19 protein-coding genes are annotated in these 16,833 nt (G+C 54.5%); 13 read left to right on the top strand and 6 right to left on the bottom strand.

Going from position 1 to position 16,833, the window contains the following annotated elements; genetic code table 11:
* The first annotated feature begins 328 nt into the window (after positions 1-328).
* Positions 329-943 carry a MarC family protein gene (locus H6868_00610; protein ID MCB9987815.1) on the top strand — a complete coding sequence of 205 codons (615 nt, stop codon included), beginning with the start codon at positions 329-331 and terminating at the stop codon, positions 941-943.
* A 7-nt stretch (positions 944-950) separates the two neighbouring features.
* Here the strand turns inward: H6868_00610 and H6868_00605 are convergent, their stop codons facing one another.
* Entirely contained in the window at positions 951-1,106 is a 156-nt protein-coding gene (locus tag H6868_00605; GenBank protein MCB9987814.1) for a DUF1674 domain-containing protein, read from the bottom strand.
* Between the two features lie 43 nt (positions 1,107-1,149).
* Here H6868_00605 and H6868_00600 point away from each other — a divergent pair, with 43 nt between their 5' ends.
* The 10 genes from H6868_00600 to H6868_00555 all read left to right on the top strand — a co-directional run bounded on the left by H6868_00600 (position 1,150) and on the right by H6868_00555 (position 10,887).
* Positions 1,150-1,428 (top strand): chorismate mutase, encoded by a 279-nt coding sequence (locus tag H6868_00600; protein MCB9987813.1) that lies wholly within the window; start codon positions 1,150-1,152, stop codon positions 1,426-1,428.
* Positions 1,428-2,768: a methyltransferase domain-containing protein gene (locus tag H6868_00595; GenBank protein MCB9987812.1), complete on the top strand. Its 1,341-nt coding sequence runs from the start codon at positions 1,428-1,430 to the stop codon at positions 2,766-2,768. Before H6868_00600 ends, H6868_00595 begins: the two co-directional genes overlap by 1 nt.
* Before the next feature lie 81 nt (positions 2,769-2,849).
* A complete protein-coding gene (locus H6868_00590) occupies positions 2,850-3,509 on the top strand; it encodes a ribulose-phosphate 3-epimerase (GenBank protein MCB9987811.1) in 660 nt (219 codons plus the stop codon).
* A gap of 4 nt (positions 3,510-3,513) precedes the next feature.
* On the top strand, positions 3,514-5,172 hold the full coding sequence (locus H6868_00585; GenBank protein ID MCB9987810.1) for a heparinase II/III family protein: 1,659 nt from the start codon (positions 3,514-3,516) through the stop codon (positions 5,170-5,172).
* 145 nt (positions 5,173-5,317) lie between these two features.
* Positions 5,318-5,617, top strand: coding sequence for a HigA family addiction module antidote protein (locus tag H6868_00580; GenBank protein ID MCB9987809.1), 300 nt, complete (start codon positions 5,318-5,320; stop codon positions 5,615-5,617).
* Positions 5,618-5,644: 27 nt separating this feature from the next.
* Positions 5,645-7,060, top strand: coding sequence for a DNA repair protein RadA (radA, locus tag H6868_00575; protein MCB9987808.1), 1,416 nt, complete (start codon positions 5,645-5,647; stop codon positions 7,058-7,060).
* A 90-nt stretch (positions 7,061-7,150) separates the two neighbouring features.
* Entirely contained in the window at positions 7,151-7,879 is a 729-nt protein-coding gene (locus H6868_00570; GenBank protein ID MCB9987807.1) for a CvpA family protein, read from the top strand.
* The gene (locus tag H6868_00565; GenBank protein MCB9987806.1) at positions 7,872-9,320 is read left to right on the top strand and encodes an amidophosphoribosyltransferase; all 1,449 of its coding nucleotides are present in this window, start codon (positions 7,872-7,874) and stop codon (positions 9,318-9,320) included. The genes H6868_00570 and H6868_00565 overlap by 8 nt, the downstream gene beginning before the upstream one ends.
* Positions 9,320-10,042, top strand: a complete 723-nt coding sequence (locus tag H6868_00560; GenBank protein MCB9987805.1) for an SDR family NAD(P)-dependent oxidoreductase — start codon at positions 9,320-9,322, stop codon at positions 10,040-10,042. Before H6868_00565 ends, H6868_00560 begins: the two co-directional genes overlap by 1 nt.
* A 17-nt stretch (positions 10,043-10,059) precedes the next feature.
* Entirely contained in the window at positions 10,060-10,887 is an 828-nt protein-coding gene (locus H6868_00555; protein ID MCB9987804.1) for a mechanosensitive ion channel, read from the top strand.
* Positions 10,888-10,936: 49 nt separating this feature from the next.
* Here the strand turns inward: H6868_00555 and der are convergent, their stop codons facing one another.
* The 4 genes from der to H6868_00535 form a co-directional block, all read right to left on the bottom strand.
* Positions 10,937-12,352, bottom strand: coding sequence for a ribosome biogenesis GTPase Der (gene der, locus H6868_00550; GenBank protein MCB9987803.1), 1,416 nt, complete (start codon positions 12,350-12,352; stop codon positions 10,937-10,939).
* Between the two features lie 6 nt (positions 12,353-12,358).
* On the bottom strand, positions 12,359-13,705 hold the full coding sequence (locus H6868_00545; GenBank protein MCB9987802.1) for a PQQ-binding-like beta-propeller repeat protein: 1,347 nt from the start codon (positions 13,703-13,705) through the stop codon (positions 12,359-12,361).
* Positions 13,702-14,394, bottom strand: a complete 693-nt coding sequence (locus H6868_00540) for a tetratricopeptide repeat protein (GenBank protein MCB9987801.1) — start codon at positions 14,392-14,394, stop codon at positions 13,702-13,704. The genes H6868_00545 and H6868_00540 overlap by 4 nt, the downstream gene beginning before the upstream one ends.
* Positions 14,395-14,477: 83 nt before the next feature.
* Positions 14,478-15,029, bottom strand: a complete 552-nt coding sequence (locus H6868_00535; GenBank protein ID MCB9987800.1) for a thioredoxin family protein — start codon at positions 15,027-15,029, stop codon at positions 14,478-14,480.
* 55 nt (positions 15,030-15,084) lie between these two features.
* On the opposite strand from H6868_00535, the gene H6868_00530 reads away from it, so the two are divergent.
* Both H6868_00530 and H6868_00525 read left to right on the top strand, forming a co-directional pair.
* Entirely contained in the window at positions 15,085-15,429 is a 345-nt protein-coding gene (locus tag H6868_00530) for a hypothetical protein (protein MCB9987799.1), read from the top strand.
* A gap of 76 nt (positions 15,430-15,505) precedes the next feature.
* Positions 15,506-15,910, top strand: coding sequence for a hypothetical protein (locus H6868_00525; GenBank protein ID MCB9987798.1), 405 nt, complete (start codon positions 15,506-15,508; stop codon positions 15,908-15,910).
* A gap of 41 nt (positions 15,911-15,951) precedes the next feature.
* On the opposite strand, the gene H6868_00520 is transcribed toward H6868_00525, so the two are convergent.
* Positions 15,952-16,761, bottom strand: a complete 810-nt coding sequence (locus H6868_00520; GenBank protein MCB9987797.1) for an RMD1 family protein — start codon at positions 16,759-16,761, stop codon at positions 15,952-15,954.
* Between the last annotated feature and the right edge of the window lie 72 nt (positions 16,762-16,833).

The raw sequence follows: 16,833 nt of genomic DNA, 5'->3' as shown, positions 1-16,833 counted from the left end.
TGTCAGCCCTTCGGATTGTGGGGCTGACAGTTTTGTTTGAAACCTAGGAAGTCAGCCCTTTTCTACCGTTAAATGGTTTATAGTTGCCGTTATTGGCCTTAAAACCGACGCACGGGAGCATACGTCCGGAACGGTTGGTTCCGGTCGTCGTGGAGTGGCAAATCTGCATCCATGCACTGCGCATTGGTTTGACTTCCTTGTAAGTTTCGAACTTTCAGGAAAACATGAATAATCCGGGGATGGCAAGAAAAAAATTTTGCAGTGCAAAAGTTTTTGTGTGAAGGCAATGCGCGTGGACAGGGCGTTGTAGCCTCCGTATCCTTGGGGCATGGATATTTTTTTGCCGGCTTTGGTAACGATTTTTGTGGTGGTTGATCCCTTGGGGACGGCGGCCGTTTTTTCTGCGCTTTTGAGTGGGCAGGATGTATCAACGGCGCGCAAGACGGCGTTCCGGGCGTCGATAACGGCGGCGGGGTTGCTGGTGGCTTTCGGGTTGATGGGGGATGCGCTCTTGCATCATCTGGGGATTTCAATCGGGGCGTTCCGGATTGCCGGGGGGCTGCTCTTGTTCGTGACGGCGTTTCGGATGTTGATGGGGTTTCATGATCCCGATCAACTGGAATCCGAAGAAACAGCCTATAGCGACCGGACGGACGTTGCTATTTTTCCGCTTTCGATTCCCTTGCTGGCCGGTCCGGGGGCGATGACGGCGTCTATATTGCATATGACGGCGGTGCATACGATCGAGGGTAAGGTTCTGGTGATTATCGCGATTGTCGCTGTACAGTTGATTGCTCTGTTTTCGATGCTGGGGGCGGATCGGTTGGTGCGTTTGTTCGGGCCGTCAGGCAGTAGTCTTCTGGCCCGGATTATGGGTGTTCTCATGGCGGCCATGGCCGTGCAGTTCATGATTGATGGCGCGGCGCAGACGTTCAATTTTTAAGCGGCATTTAGAAATCGACGCACTTGCCGCTTTTTTCCCAATCCCCGTAACGTGTTGGCTCCGGTCCCGGCGGTCCGCCGATTTCTCTGTTTTCAGGTGTGTTGGTTTCTTTGGATTTTTCCGGTTGCTTTTTTGTGTCCGGTTGTGGCTTTTCTTTTGTCATGCGGCTAATATGGCAGCGCTAAACAAATAAGAAAAGAGCGAAAATGGAAGTTCTAAAACCTTATCGTGACCGGATTGATGATCTGGATGACCGGATTGTCGATTTGTTGGCCGAGCGTTATGCAATCATTCGCGAGGTCGGACATTTCAAGGCAGGGGAAGATATTCCCCCGATTTTAGAGGATCGTGTGGAAGAGGTCCGGGAGCGCGCGGCGCGGCGGGCGGCGGACAAGGGACTGGACCCCGATTTTGTCCGGCAGCTTTATACGCTGATGATTGATTACGCGCATGATATCGAAAAAGAGATTATAAAGGCGGCCTGATGGTGATTTCTGCAGCGGATGGACAGGGGGCGGAGAGCCACGCGGAAGGTCTGGGGACACGGAAAGTGGCCTTGCATCTTCTCTCTCAGGTTCTTGACCGGAAACAGCCGCTGGATCAGTTGCTGGAAGGTGACGCTGCGTTTCATTCGCTTGTGACCCGCGACCGGGCCTTTGTCCGGATGATGGTGGCGACGACCCTGCGGCGACTGGGGCAAATCGACAACCTGATTGCCCGTGCGACCGACCGGCCGGAACCTCCCCAGCCCCCTTCTCTTTACAATCTTTTGCGGCTGGGCGTTGTCCAGATCGTTTTTATGGCGGTGCCGGATTATGCCGTGGTCGATACTTGTGTTGAACTGGCCGGGCAAACCGGGATGAGCCGCCAGAAGGGGCTGGTTAACGCTGTCCTTCGTCGCGTTACAAAAGACGCTCAGGAATGGCTTTCCAAACAGGATGAAACCCGGCTGAATACCCCGGACTGGCTGATGGCGCAGTGGGTTGCCGATTACGGTTTGCGAACGGCGGCAGAGATCGGGCTGGCGCATCTCAGTGAAGCGCCGCTGGATATTTCGATTAAAAACCCCGGTATGCGCGAATACTGGGCCGGGACGCTGGGGGCCAGTCTGTTGCCGACCGGGACGCTGCGTATGCCGGCCAAGGGCATGGTTTACGAATTGCCCGGTTATGATGACGGCATGTGGTGGGTACAGGATGCCTCGGCAGCGTTGCCGGCGAAATTATTCGGTGATGTGACGGATAAGAGCGTGATTGATTTGTGTGCCGCGCCCGGCGGAAAGACAGCGCAGCTGGCCGCGATGGGGGCACACGTCACGGCGCTGGACCGTTCGGTCAATCGTCTGAAGCGTTTGCATGAAAACATGCGCCGTTTGCGGCTGGAGGATCATGTTACGGTTGAGGCTGCGGATGGCGCGGTCTGGCAGCCGCGGGAGAAAGCTGATTTCGTGTTGCTGGATGCGCCGTGTACGGCGACAGGGACGATCCGTCGTCATCCTGATGTCCTGCATTTGAAAGCGCCGTCTGATATGGATCGTTTGTGCGAAACGCAGGCCCGGATTCTTGAAAACGCCGTTTCCATGCTGGCGCCGGGCGGGATTTTGGTTTACTGCACGTGTTCCCTGCAAAAGGCCGAAGGCGAAGCGCAGATTGAACGGCTTTTGGCGTCCGGGGCGCCGGTACGGCGGAAGCCTGTTGCGCCTGCAGAAATCGGGGATATCGAAGCCCTGATTACCGCAGAAGGCGATGTGCGAGTCCTGCCGTTTCATTTAGCGCCGCACGGGGGCATGGATGGGTTTTACATTTGCCGTCTGATTCGTGTATAATCGAATTATCTTATAAATGGTCGTCTGGCCGTTTCTTTCTTACATTGCTGATATAGATTGATCTTAAAGGGGTACAAACGCATGTCCGGGATTAAAATCGCGCCCTCTATCCTGTCCGCTGACTTCGCCGATCTGGGCGCGGAAGTCCGGGCGATTGATGCCGCCGGGGCGGATTATATCCATGTTGATGTGATGGACGGGCATTTTGTCCCGAACATTACGATCGGGCCGGCGATTGTCAAAGCTTTGCGTCCGCATACCGCCAAGGTCATGGATGTGCACTTGATGATTGATCCGGTCGATCCCTATATCGAGGAATTTGCTGCTGCGGGGGCCGATATTATCACCGCCCATGTGGAGGCCGGCGCCCATATTCACCGGACCTTGCAAGCCATCAAGGCGACCGGGAAGAAGACGGGTGTATCGCTTAACCCGGCGACACCGGCGGATTCTATCCGCCACGTTATGGATATGGTTGATCTGGTTTTGGTGATGACGGTGAATCCTGGTTTTGGCGGGCAGGCCTATATTCCGCTGGAAAACAAAATCCGCGATATTCGCGCTATGATCGACAGTACGGGCCGCGCCATTGATTTGGAGGTTGATGGTGGGATCAAGCCGGGGACGGCTAAAAAGGTGATCGAGGCCGGGGCTAATGTCCTGGTGGCCGGGTCGGCTGTGTTCAAGGGGAACCCGGCCGAGTATGCGGCTCATATCAAAGCACTGCGGGAGGATGCATAGGTTTATGTTGCAAGACCTTCCCCGCCATATTGCCCATCAGGCGCTTGCCCGCATTCGGGAGCGCGCAGGCAGCTTTGCCTGCAACAGTCCGCTTTATAACTGGTCTTTAGGGGGCGGCGTACCGGAGGGATTTATCTATACCCTTGCCGATGTAATGCCGGGCGATGCCGAAGCCGGGCGGGTTTTGTGCAGCGGGATGTTTTCCCTGAACGGTGAATGTTTGGAGATCCGCGGGCAGTGCTGGGAGCCTGTCGGTGCCAGTGATAATTTTCTGGCCTACATGCACGGGTTTTCGTGGCTGCGGGATTTGCGGGCGCTGGGCGGTGATACGGCCCGGCGGCAGGCGCGCGATCTGGTGGCCGGCTGGACACATCGTTATCCGAACTGGCATGGTCTGGCTTGGCGGCCTGATATTCTCGGTCAGCGACTGGTTTCGTGGATCGGGGCTTACGAGTTTTTCGGGGCCAGTGCCGACGATTATTTTCAGGATCATTTTTTTGAATCCGTGATCCGGCAGGCCCGGCACCTGTCACGTGCTTTGCCGGGGGGGATCGAAGGCCTGCCTTTGCTGCGGGCGATCCGGGGGCTGGCTTATGCCGGACTGTCGCTTGAGGGGCGGCAGGCGTGGCTGGAGCAAGCGCTTGATTTGCTTGAGAGCGAGGCGGACAAGCAGATTCTCGGCGATGGTTGTCACGTTAGTCGTTCCCCGGCGCAGCTTTTAGAGGCGCTGGAGATATTTATTGATTTGCGGGCGGGGTTGATCGGGGCGCAATATCCGGTGCCGGCTCCGATGGCGCACACGATTGACCGTATGGCACAGGCCGTCCGGTTTTTCCGGTATGCCGACAAGCGTTTTGCCTTGTTCCATGGGACGCAGGAAGGGGATACCCGGCATATTGATTCCGTGCTGGCGCGGGCCAACGTCCGCGGCCAGATTTTGAGCCGTTTGCCCTATGGTGGGTATGAGCGCCTGACGATGGGGCGCAGCATGGTGATGATGGATGCCGGAACGCCGCCGCGCTGGCCGTATGACGGTCATGCTCATGCATCGCCGCTGGGGTTTGAATTTGTTTACGGCAAGGAGCGTGTGTTTGTTTCGTGTGGAACGCATCCGTCTGATCCGGACTGGATTGACGCGCTAAGGGCGACGGCTGCGCACAACGCTTTGACCGTCGATTACCGCAATGCCTGCGAGATTGCGCGGGACGGGCATTTCATCCGGCGGCCGCACAAGGTGGTCGTCAGTCGGGAAGAAACCCGCAATGCCGTATTGCTGGAGGCCTCTCATGACGGGTTTGTTTCCCTGAACGGCTTGACCCATCGCCGCCGTTTGTATTTGGGCGATAACGGCCATGATTTGCGCGGTGAGGAAAATCTGACCTGTTCGGTAGGGCTGAGCAAACCGGTGGAAATCACCTTGCGCTTTCATTTGCATCCGCGGGTGCAGGTGTCGTTGATCCAGGATGGCCGGGCGGCGCTCTTGCGTTTGCCGGGGGGGGCTGGCTGGCGGTTTTTCAATGCACAGGGAGATCTGACGCTGGAAAACAGTGTTTATCTGGGGGAGGGTACACAGCCCCGTAAAACCAAGCAGCTCGTTGTGTCGGGCCTGATGCAGGTCGACCATGCGGTCATTAAATGGGTTTTGCAACGCGAAGGCACTTGATTTATCAAGCGTCTGCCCGTATGACTGTTTTTATCTTTTCATGACGAATTGACTCGCAGGACAGAACGTTCTAGTTTGGCGTTTAAGAGCATAAACGCGGTACGTACCAGATGGTACGTATACCATATTTTCCGGAGAAATGATAATGAGTGATCCGCTGGAAGGCGCCCATCCGGGCCTCGTGTTAAAGAGAGAAATTCTTGAAAAACTGGGGATGAGCCAAAATTATCTGGCGCATTCGATCCATGTGCCGGCCAACCGGATTCACGATATCGTTCGTGGCCGCCGGGCCATCACGGCCGATACCGATCTGCGTTTGTGCAAATTTTTCGGTTTGCCGGAAGGGTACTGGCTGCGTTTGCAAAATGCCCATGACCTACGTAATGCGCGGCCGGAAATCGCTTTCGATCTTGACAGAATCATGCCATACCGCAAGGAAGAGTAACGTTTTTCAAAACGGGGCAACCGGTTTATGGCCAAAAACACCACCAGCTATGTGTGCCAGTCCTGCGGTGCGGTCAGTCCCCGCTGGAGCGGTAAATGCGATGCCTGCGGCGAATGGAACAGTATCGTCGAAGAAGTCCGCGAATCCGCTATGCCCAAGGGACTGGGAACGCCGACGGGCAAGCATAAGGGGCGGGCTTTGCCCTTTGTCGATCTGAAAGGCGAGTCGGCGGATAAGATGCCGCGCCACAAAACGGATCTTGCTGAATTTGACCGGGTGACCGGCGGCGGGTTAGTGCCGGGATCGGCGCTTTTGATCGGTGGCGATCCGGGGATCGGCAAGTCGACATTATTGCTGCAAGTCGTATGTGCGCTGGCGCGCAAGGGGATTGGCTGCGGATATATTTCCGGGGAAGAGGCTATTGACCAGGTGCGGCTGCGGGCCGACCGGCTGGAGTTGAGCGATGCACCGGTGCAGCTGGTTTCGGCGACGAGTGTCCGTGACATTGTGGCCTCGATGGAAGACCCTGAAAATACGCTTTCGATGCTGGTGATCGATTCCATCCAGACCATGTATGTCGATACGGTTGACAGCGCGCCGGGGACCGTAACACAGGTGCGGACGTCGGCGGCCGAGATTATCCGCAGTGCGAAAAAACACGGTATTACGGTCTTGTTTGTCGGGCATGTGACCAAGGATGGCCAGATTGCCGGGCCGCGGGTTCTGGAGCATATTGTTGACTGCGTCTTGTATTTCGAAGGGGATCGTTCGCACCAGTTCCGGATATTGCGGGCGGTTAAAAACCGTTTTGGCCCGACCGATGAAATCGGCGTGTTTGAGATGGCCCGCGAAGGGCTGGTGCAGGTTGAAAACCCTTCGGCTTTGTTCTTGTCGCAGCGACAGGAAAACGTAGCGGGCAGTGCCGTTCTGGCCGGTCTGGAAGGGACGCGGCCGATGCTGGCCGAGGTGCAAGCGCTGGTCGCGCCTTCGGTTCTCGGTAATCCGCGGCGGGCTGTTGTTGGCTGGGATAATAACCGGCTGGCGATGATTTTGGCGGTGCTGGAAGCGCGATGCGGGTTCCAGTTTTCGGGCAGTGATATATACCTGAATATCGCCGGGGGTATCCGCGTGAACGAGCCGGCGGCGGACCTGGCGGTGGCGGCTGCGCTTATCAGTGCTTTGAAAGGTGTGCCTTTACCCGCCCATACCGTGTTTTTCGGTGAAATCGGGCTGGCCGGGGAAGTCCGGCAAGTGGCGCAGCCCGATGTGCGTTTGAAGGAAGCGGCCAAACTGGGCTTTGAGGAGGCTGTTATCCCGCGGGCGAAAAAGCGTAAAGGCGAAGAGCGCCGCTCATCTGACAAGATACGGTTAAACGAAGTTACGCATGTTTCCGATATTGCCGATCTGTTCGCCGGGACCGGCGGCGGTGTTCGGTATGCTTAAAGAGGGTTTATCGTAAACTCGGACTTGCTTTTTTGCCGTTCATCCCCTATCAATCAAAACTTCCCTGAGGCCAAGCGGACAGATATTCCGATGATTTTTGATATTATTGTTTTAGCCGTTCTTCTTATTTCTTCCATCATTGCGTTTTTGCGCGGGTTTATCCGCGAAATACTGACCATTTTGGGGGTTGGCGGCGGCATTGTCGCGTCGTTGGCGCTGGGGCCGGTGCTTTCTCCCGTGGTGCGCGGCTGGTTTGGTGTCGGGACGGAAGGCGAAGAGCCGGAACGGCTGATGGGCGTGATTCCCTATAACATCGTGGCTGACGTTATTGCTTATGGCGGGGTTTTTGTGATCGTCGTTATTATCCTTTCGATCATCAGCCATTTTTTGGCTAGTGGCGCCAAGGCGGCCGGGCTGGGGGCGATCGACCGGACGCTGGGGGTTGTGTTCGGGGTTGTGCGCGGGATTTTCCTGCTGGCTTTGATGTACCTGCCGATCTATATGACGGTTGAAGCGGATACGCGGGATAACTGGTTTGGTGACAGCAAAACCCGGTTTTATATCGAGGCCACGTCGGGCTGGATGTCCAAAGTGTTGCCGGAATCCCTGTCTTCGGATATTGAAGAACAAATGGATCAAAATGGTGAGGGCGTGATCAAGGCGACCCGCGAAAAACTGCAGGATATTGATGTTTTGCGCAAGCAAGACAAGGCGGACGAAACGACTGTCCCGCCCAGTACTGACGAAGCCGATCCCGGCTATGACAAGGAAGAGCGGAGCAAGATGAACCGCTTGTTTGAAGAGAGGTATAATGACTGATTCCGGCGTAACGATTCATCCTCTCGATGATGACAAATTGCATGAAGAGTGCGGCGTTTTCGGTGTTTTCGGGCACAAGGATGCCGCGACCCTGACGGCGCTGGGGCTTCATGCCCTGCAACACCGGGGGCAGGAAGCGTGCGGGATTGTGTCGTACGACGGTCAGGAATTTCATACCAAGCGGGCGCTGGGGCTGGTTGACCGGACATTCAGCCGTAAGGAAACCATCGAAAAACTGCGCGGGAATGCCGCGATCGGGCATAACCGTTATGCAACGACCGGCGATACGTTGCTGCGGAATGTCCAGCCGCTTTATGCCGATATGGCGTTTGGCGGCTTTGCCCTGGCGCATAATGGTAATCTGACGAATGCGACGAGTTTGCGTACGGAGCTGGTACGCAAAGGTTCGTTGTTTCAATCCACGACGGATACGGAAGTTATTTTGCACCTGATGGCCGTTTCCAACCAGCAGACAATCGAAGGGCGCTTTATCGATGCGCTGAAACAGATCAAGGGCGCGTATTCGGTGGTAGCCTGTACCGGCGGTGAGGTTCTGGCTGTGCGTGACCCGCATGGCATCCGGCCTTTATGTCTGGGGCGTTTGGGGGATGCGCATATTGTGGCTTCGGAAAGCTGTGCGCTGGATATTATCGGTGCCACTTTTGTACGCGATATCGAACCCGGTGAAATGGTTGTCCTGAATGAAAAAGGCGTGATCAGCAGCCGTCCGTTTGGCGAAAATGCCAGTCATTTTTGTATTTTTGAATATATCTATTTTGCCCGTCCCGACAGTTTTATGGGCGGGAAATCGGTTTATGAAATGCGCAAGAAAATCGGCGCGGAGCTGGCCAAGGAATCGCCGTGCGATGATGCGGATTTGATTGTGCCGGTGCCTGACAGCGGCGTTCCGGCGGCGATCGGTTATGCCGAGGCCAGCGGCAAGCCTTTTGAACTGGGGATTATCCGCAATCACTATGTCGGGCGGACCTTTATCGAGCCGACCAGTTCGATCCGCCATCTGGGTGTGAAGATGAAGCACAATGCCAACCGCGCGTTTATCGAAGGCAAGAAAGTTGTGCTGGTTGACGATTCTATCGTGCGAGGCACGACATCGAAAAAAATCGTTGAAATGATGCGTCAGGCTGGGGCCAAAGAGGTTCATATGCGGATTTCTTCGCCGCCGACCAGCCATAGCTGTTTTTACGGGATTGATACGCCTTCGACAGAGGAGCTGTTGGCGCATGATACGTTGGTCGAAAAAATCAGGGCTTATATCGGGGCGGATTCGCTGGCCTATATTTCGGTCGACGGGCTTTATCATGCCGTCGGTGAAGAAAAGCGGAACAATGAAACGCCGCAATATTGCGATGCCTGCTTTACCGGCGATTACCGGGTGGAGCTGACGGATCAGAATAACAAGCACAAACAGGCTGCAGAATAATGAATGATAAAACAGACTTATCCGGGCGGCTGGCCCTGGTGACCGGCGCATCGCGCGGGATTGGCGCAGCTGTGGCACGGGCGTTGGCCGGGGCGGGGGCGCATGTGATCCTTGTGGCGCGGACCGTGGGCGGTCTGGAATCGGTTGATGACCAGATTCGCGCGGCGGGCGGACAGGCGACGTTGTTGCCGATGGATTTACTGAAGCTTGACGAGATCGACAAGCTGGGGCCGACGATTGCCGAGCGGTTTGGCAAGTTGGATATTTTTGTCGGCAATGCCGGTATGACGGGGACGCTGACGCCGGTTACGCACATGAAGGCGACTGAATGGCAGAAAGTTATCGACCTGAACGTGAATGCTAATTTCCGGCTGATCCGGACGCTGGATCCGCTTTTACAGGCATCGGACGCCGGGCGGGCCATTTTTGTGACATCGGGAATGGGAAATCAGGTTATACAGGCCTTTTTCGGGGCGTACAGTACAAGCAAGGCTGCCGTGTCGGCGCTTGTCAAAACCTATGCCGCGGAAACGGAAAAAACCAATTTGCGCGTTAATCTGGTCCGGCCCGGTGTGATTGAAACGGCTCTGTTGGCGAAGGCCTACCCCGGCGGCTATCCGGGCAAAACCAGAAAGCCGGATGATATTGCGCCGGCATTTGTGGAACTGGCATCTCCGGTTTGCACCCGGCACGGTGAACTGATTGATTTATTTGAAGAATAAAGTGACAGGAGGCAATCATGCAACTAGACATTAATTCACTCGGAGAACTGGCGCCCCTTTACGGGATTAGAATTGTTACGGCCATTGCTATATTCCTGATCGGGAAATGGATCGTCAAGAAAGTCGTCAATGTTATCAAGCATATGATGGAAAAAGCCAAGGTCGACAAGACGCTGGTGTCGTTTTTCGGGAACGTTATGTATGCCGTGGCGCTGGCTTTTGTGGTGATCGCTGCGCTTAGCCAGTTGGGGATTGAGACAACGTCTCTGGCCGCGATTATGGCGGCTGCCGGTCTGGCTGTTGGTATGGCGCTTAAGGATTCTCTGGGTAATCTGGCGTCCGGGGTAATGATTATCCTGTTTCGTCCGTTTAAAATCGGTGATTTCATTGAAGCCGGCGGGACGTCCGGGATTGTCGAAGAGATTACGATTTTCACGACCATGATGAAGACCCCGGATAACAAAGCCGTCATCGTTCCTAACGGTGCCATTACCAGCGGGAATATTACCAATTTTTCGGCCAAGGACACGCGCCGGATCGATATGGTGATTGGTGTCAGCTATGGCGACGATCTTGCCAAGGTTAAAAAAGTTCTGACTAAAATCCTTGAGAAAGACGACCGTGTTTTGAAAGATCCCGAGCCATTTATCGGTGTTATGGCGCTGGCGGACAGCTCTGTTAATTTTGCCGTCCGGCCGTGGGTGAAAAGCGCCGATTACTGGACGACAATGACGGATCTGCAGGAGATAATCAAAGTCACCTTTGACAAGGAAGGGATTTCCATTCCGTTCCCGCAAAGCGAAATGCGGATTGTTTCCGGCGATGTTAAGAAAATGGCGGCTTAATCGCTTTTTTGACAAGAACGAAGAAAAGCCTGCTTTCCCGGCGGGCTTTTTATTTGTCCTTGAACGGGTTTTTGGATGTGCGGATCAGCAGGCGAATAGGGACACCGGGAATGCCGAAATCCTCGCGCAGGCTATTGATGATATAGCGCTTGTAGGTTTCGGGCAGGCCGTCGGGCCGGGCCACCCACATGGCGAATGTCGGGGGGCGGGTTTTGATCTGGGTAATGTAGCGCAGGCGGTTGGATCGTCCGCCGACCATCGGGGCGGGGTGCCGGCTTTCCACGGCGGCCAGCCAGCGGTTCATCTTTCCGGTCGATACCCGCATATTCCACAAATTATAGGTCTTAACGACCGCGGCCATCAGCCCCTTGATATTGCGGCCATGCAGGGCTGAGAGCGTTACGGTCGGAACATCCCGGACCTGCGCCAATGATGTTTCCAGTTTGTACTGCAGGATTTCCAGTGCTTCTTTCTTTTCGTTCACCGCATCCCATTTGTTCACGGCGATAATCAGGGCGCGGCCCTCGTTAATGACATGTTCGGCGATCTGTAGATCCTGTTTTTCCAAAATGGCATTTCCGTCGAGAACCAGAATCACGACTTGCGCCAGACGAATAGCGCGCAGGGAGTCATCAACCGACATGCGTTCGATCTTGTCGATGACCTTGGCTTTGCGGCGCATGCCTGCCGTATCGACCAGACGGAACTCACGGTCGTCATAAGTCCATTTGACGGTGATGGCATCGCGGGTAATGCCGGCTTCCGGGCCGGTCATTACGCGGTGTTCCCCGACCAGCGTGTTCAGGAGTGTCGATTTCCCGACATTCGGACGGCCGACGATGGCCATTTTTATCGGCTTTTCTTCGTCAAAATCATCTTCGAATTCGAAGTCTTCAGCGCCCTCCAGCGCATCGAGTTCTTCGTCGGACAAAAGGTCGTCTTCGTCGCTTTCAGCCGTTAGATCATCGTCTTCCGGGAAGTGCGGTTTGAGTGCGTTGTATAGATCATCCATGCCGGTTCCATGTGCGGATGAAAATGGTACCGGTTCGCCCAGCCCCAAGGCATAGGCCTCGGCCAGTGTCGATTCGACGGCCCGCAGGCTTTCGCATTTGTTGACCCCCAGAATGACGGGTTTTTTCAGCTTGCGGAGCCACTGGGCAAAATGTTCGTCCAGCGGTGTAACGCCGCTTCGGCCATCAATGATAAACAAGATGGCATCGGACTGTTCCAGAGCCGCTTCGGTCTGACGGCGCATGCGGCCTTCGATGCTTTCGTCAAAGCTTTCTTCCAGACCGGCAGTGTCAATAATGCGCAGCGTTTGATTGTAAAGGTAGCCTTCCGCTTCGCGCCAGTCACGGGTAATGCCGGGTCGATCGTCGACGATGGCGAGCTGTTTTCCCGCCAGCCGGTTGAACAGGGTTGATTTGCCGACATTGGGACGGCCTGCGATGGCGAGTGTGAACATGGGGACTTACCTGTAGGCCATCAAGGTGCCGTTATCGTCGAGAAGATACAGCACATCGGTGGCGACAACGGGCGGGATCGAGAAGCTGCTGCCGGCTTTCCAGTGCTGGATAATCTCGCCGCTTTCAGGACTGACTTCTACGATGTCACCATTGGTTCCGGCGGCGATCAAACGGCCTCCGGCCAGAACCGGGCCTGTCCAGAATACGGGGCCGGATTTGCTTTCGGGTTTTTTGTATCGCGGCAGGGGGGATACCCAAAGAATGGTTCCGTCATCCCGGCCCAAGGCAACCATTTCGTTATCCGACGAAATGACAAAAACCTGATTTCCGGCGACCCACGGCGTTTCCGATCCGCCAATATCGCGCTGCCATATCCGGCTGCCGGTGCGTTCATCAATCGCGGTGATCTGGCCCCCGAAACTGATGGCGATGACGATGTTCTTATCGATGACCGGAAGTCCTCGGATATCTGACAGTCCGGCCAGCCCGCTTGAGCGGCGGAAAGAGGACAGGTTGTCACCCCAGGCGATGGCCCCGTTTTCAACCTGAAGGGCAAAAATCTCGCCGGAGGAAAAAACAGGAACGACAATATCACGGCTGGCAGCCGGGCTGGCGGCGCCGACAAGTCCCGCGGTTTCGTTCAGGCCCGCATATTCCCAGAGAACCGTACCGTCGGCGGCGTTCAGGCTCAGAAGACGGTTGTCCAGCGTTGTGACAAAAACTCGCTCACCCATAACGGTTGGTGCGGCCCGTGCTGCGGAAGGAATGGTCACGCGCCAGATCAGGCTGCCGTCGGACGGATCAAGAGCCAAAACCTCGTTATAACCATTCGTTACGAACAGTTTTCCCCGAGAATAAGCCATCCCGCCGCCGATAACAGGGTCGTCTTCGTCCGGGTTGCTTATGTCGATGGTCCAGAGCCGCTTGCCATTCTCAATATTAAAGGCGCTTAATCCGGAATCTGTGTCGATGGTGTATACCCGGCCGTCAACGATGACCGGTTGCGCGGTCAGGGGCAGGGCTTCGGAAGCGCCCTGGCCGATGTCGGCGCTCCATGCGCGTTTTAAGGTTCCCGTATTCAAGGCCAGATGCTGCATCGAATGGTTGGGATAGCCCCCGGCTTGCGGCCAGTATTCGTTACGCCATGCTTGCGGTGCGGAAAATCCTTGTGCTTCCAGAACGGCGTTATCAGGTTCCAGATTTTTTTGTAACTCCAGCACAGAGATGCGTTCGCCCGGCAGCGGGGCTTTGTCTTCTTCTTCAAACCAGCCGCCAATCGTTGAACATGCCGTTACGGCGGTAACGGACAGGGCGAGCAAGGACAAACGGGCTGTGTGTTTAAAGGCGGTCATTGCGCAGTCTCCTTCGCGGTTTCCTTCACTTCATAGACATGATCCAGCATTGTTGCCTTGGTTTTTAATGCAGCAGGCGCTTCGTTGTTTTCGATTATCTGCGTTAAATAAGCGCGGGCCTGCGTGTAATTTTCGCGGTCATGGGCTTCGATCAGGGCGGATTGCAGCAAAGCTTCCGGTTGCCATATATTTTTGTTGTTGCTTGTAATGGGGGACAACCGTGCCAGCAAGGCATCCGTATCTGTTGCTTCGGTTTGTATACCCCATGAAAGGCGAACCATCAGGACATTAGCCAGATCGCGCCATTGCGCGTCGAGTTTTTTATTGTTGGCGGTGTTTTCCAGTTGGACCAGCGCCTCTTCGTTTTTACCGTCTTGCATCAATATGCCGGCGGCCGTCAAGGTGGCTAGCGCGCCGTGTCCCGCCCGGAGACTTTTGGAGGCATCTGTCAGGGCCCGTACAGGATCGTCGGCTTCCAGTGCTTCCATTATGCTGGCCGTTGCGGCTTCATTGACCTTCGTGTTCCAGCTGCGCCAGCTGGTAATGGCGGCGGTGAACAGGATCGTCAGGATGATCCCGGCGATCAGGTATGAGCCGTATTCTTTCCAAAGCGTTTCGAGTTTTTCCTGTCGCAGGGATTCTTCAATCTCGTGAATCAGGTCGTTCTGCGGTAATTCCTTGGTAGCCATGATCGTTTTATCTCTGTTTGGTTTCTTGTTTCCGGCCGCTATCTTAACGAAAACAGCCGTTATTGCCAGTCTTATTCTTTAAATCATTTCCATTTGATCGAACAACCCATTGAGGGAACCTGTTTGGCGGGGCCTGTCCCGGTTTCAGCGATGGCCAGCATGGCGTTGCGCAATTCACGGACCGTGTCTGTTTCGGCCTCGTTGGGGCCGGCGCTGTCGAGGCGCCCGCGGTACTGCAAAATACCGTTAACATTAAAACCAAACAGGTCGGGTGTGCAAACGGCCCCGTAAGCGCGGGCGATTTCCTGTGTTTCGTCGATCAGATAAGGAAAGGTAAACCCGTGTTCGCGGGCAAAGACTTTCATGTTCGGCAGCGAGTCTTCGGGGTAGTTGGCTGTATCGTTGGGCATAACGGCCACGCAGCCAATCCCGGCTTTTTGCAGGGCGGCACAGTCGGGCACCAGCCGGTTGATAATGGCCTTCACATAGGGGCAGTGGTTACAGATAAACATAACCAGAAGGCCGTTGTCGCCGCTGCAGCTTTCCCGTGTATGGACAGCGCCGTCCGTCCCCGTCAGGCTGAAGTCCGGCGCGTGGAACGAGCTGTCTTTTTCCGGGGTGTGGAGTAAAACCATAGGTGTTCTCCTTTTGTCGAAAATTTCAGTGAAACCGTGCTATACTATAAGAGTAATGAATCTGAGAGTCATCGAAAATCCGTATTTTAAAAAGCTTGAAAAAGCCGGGTTTACCAATGCCCAGTTCAAGCGGCTTGATGCTCTTTATTTACAGGCGGTTTCCGATAAAACCCTGGGCCACCGGACGATTGATGTCGATTTCGATGAGGGACTTGCCGAGTATGCCTATTACAAGAGCGAATACCTGCCGCCGGTCTTGCGTTTTGCCATCCGCCATGTCGGACCGAATACCGTGATGTACGAGGTTTGGAAAGAGGGAAAAGGCCGGATCATGAAAAGCGGGCTGTTCGACCGGGCGTATGACCGGCTGGTGATGGAAATATCCGATTTATCGTCATAACTTTTGTAAAACATTGACTTACCATAAGATGGTTGCTATCAATTTTGTGGTTTATATAGAGTAAGAGCAACGTTTTATGGCGAAGGCGATGGCCGGTAATATATTGTCTTTTAGGCAGGCTGCTGGTGGTGAGGGGTTTTCTTACGAAGAAAGACGCCGCCTTATGTTATCGTTTAGCTCCTGGGGGCAGGGGACTCATTTAAGTTCGGCTTTTTTCCATGAAACGGGTTTTCCGACTTTTTCAATTACGTATGGAAATCGTGTAGACGGGATTTCCAAAATTGATCTCAGGAAAGAGCCGGATAGCCGCCAAGGTGTTCGTTATCGCATCATTGTTGAAGATTGCGGTGGTAGCTGTGTCGATGACAAGACCAATGTTTTTGAATCGGCAATCAAGTTATTGTCTCTTTGGGCATCGTGTCAGGAAGCGCGGAAATCCAGGCCTTTGAAAAAATCCCTTCCGTTTGTCTGTAAATCCTGAGTTTTTGGAGAAAATCCGAGACAAACCCCTTTAGATTTTTTCTAGTGCCCTCCCCACAGGAACTGTTCGCCGAGACCCAGAAAAATCTCGATCACGATCAGGATGGTAATGTACCATTCCACATGCAGGGTGCGTCGTTCGCCGAGTAACCCGGTCAGCGTTTCCGCTGTCTGATGGACAAGTTCCAGTTTGTGTTTCAGGGCATTATGCCGTTCGGTCAGCTCGTATTCATCCTCCAGCCGCAGGTACAGCCGTTCCAGTTCCGGGTGATCCCAGAGCAGATCCGGTTTTTCGCTGACTTCGACACGGCCGATCATTTTACTTTGGATCATAAGGCTGGCGCCCGTGTGACGCAGGAGTTCCCGTGCTTTCCTTCCATTGATCCGCGCGTTTTTCTGAAGGTCGTGGGCAAATGGATCAATCCGGTCAAAAATACCGGATACATGCGATTCATAGTGCGACAAAATCACGTTTTTGGCCAGAATGTCAGCGATTAGCTGCAGGCGCTCGATTGTTGTGTTCTTCAGGTAAATTTCTTCACTGTCCGTGCTTTCGGCCTGTTTGGAATTGATGATGATTAAGGCTTCTTCGGATTCCGGGTGGTCGAAGGGATCAATGATCCATTGCTCGATATTGCGGATAAAAATTGCCTCTTCCGCCGAATCAAGACCAAACAGAACAATGACGCCATAGCGGAAAATGACGGCGCAGCCTGCGGTTCCGGCGCGAACCGTAAAAGGTGCCGTTGCCAGTTTTTGTGACTTATCAAAGGCTTTCAGGTTGATTTGCTGGCCGATGAACAGGGCGCGAACCGGTATTTCAGTGGATTTTGGGAAGATTGATGCCGCCATCATTTTTCTTTCTGAGGTTGTTATATTTTATTCGTTTCTTATCTTGTTGTAGTGAAAGTCAGGCGCGATGTA

This window comes from Rhodospirillales bacterium, assembly GCA_020638175.1.
In the GTDB taxonomy this organism is placed as follows: domain Bacteria; phylum Pseudomonadota; class Alphaproteobacteria; order Micavibrionales; family Micavibrionaceae; genus JACKJA01.
Note: the sequence above shows the minus strand (reverse complement) of the source record. Positions and strands in the feature narration are given on the sequence as shown.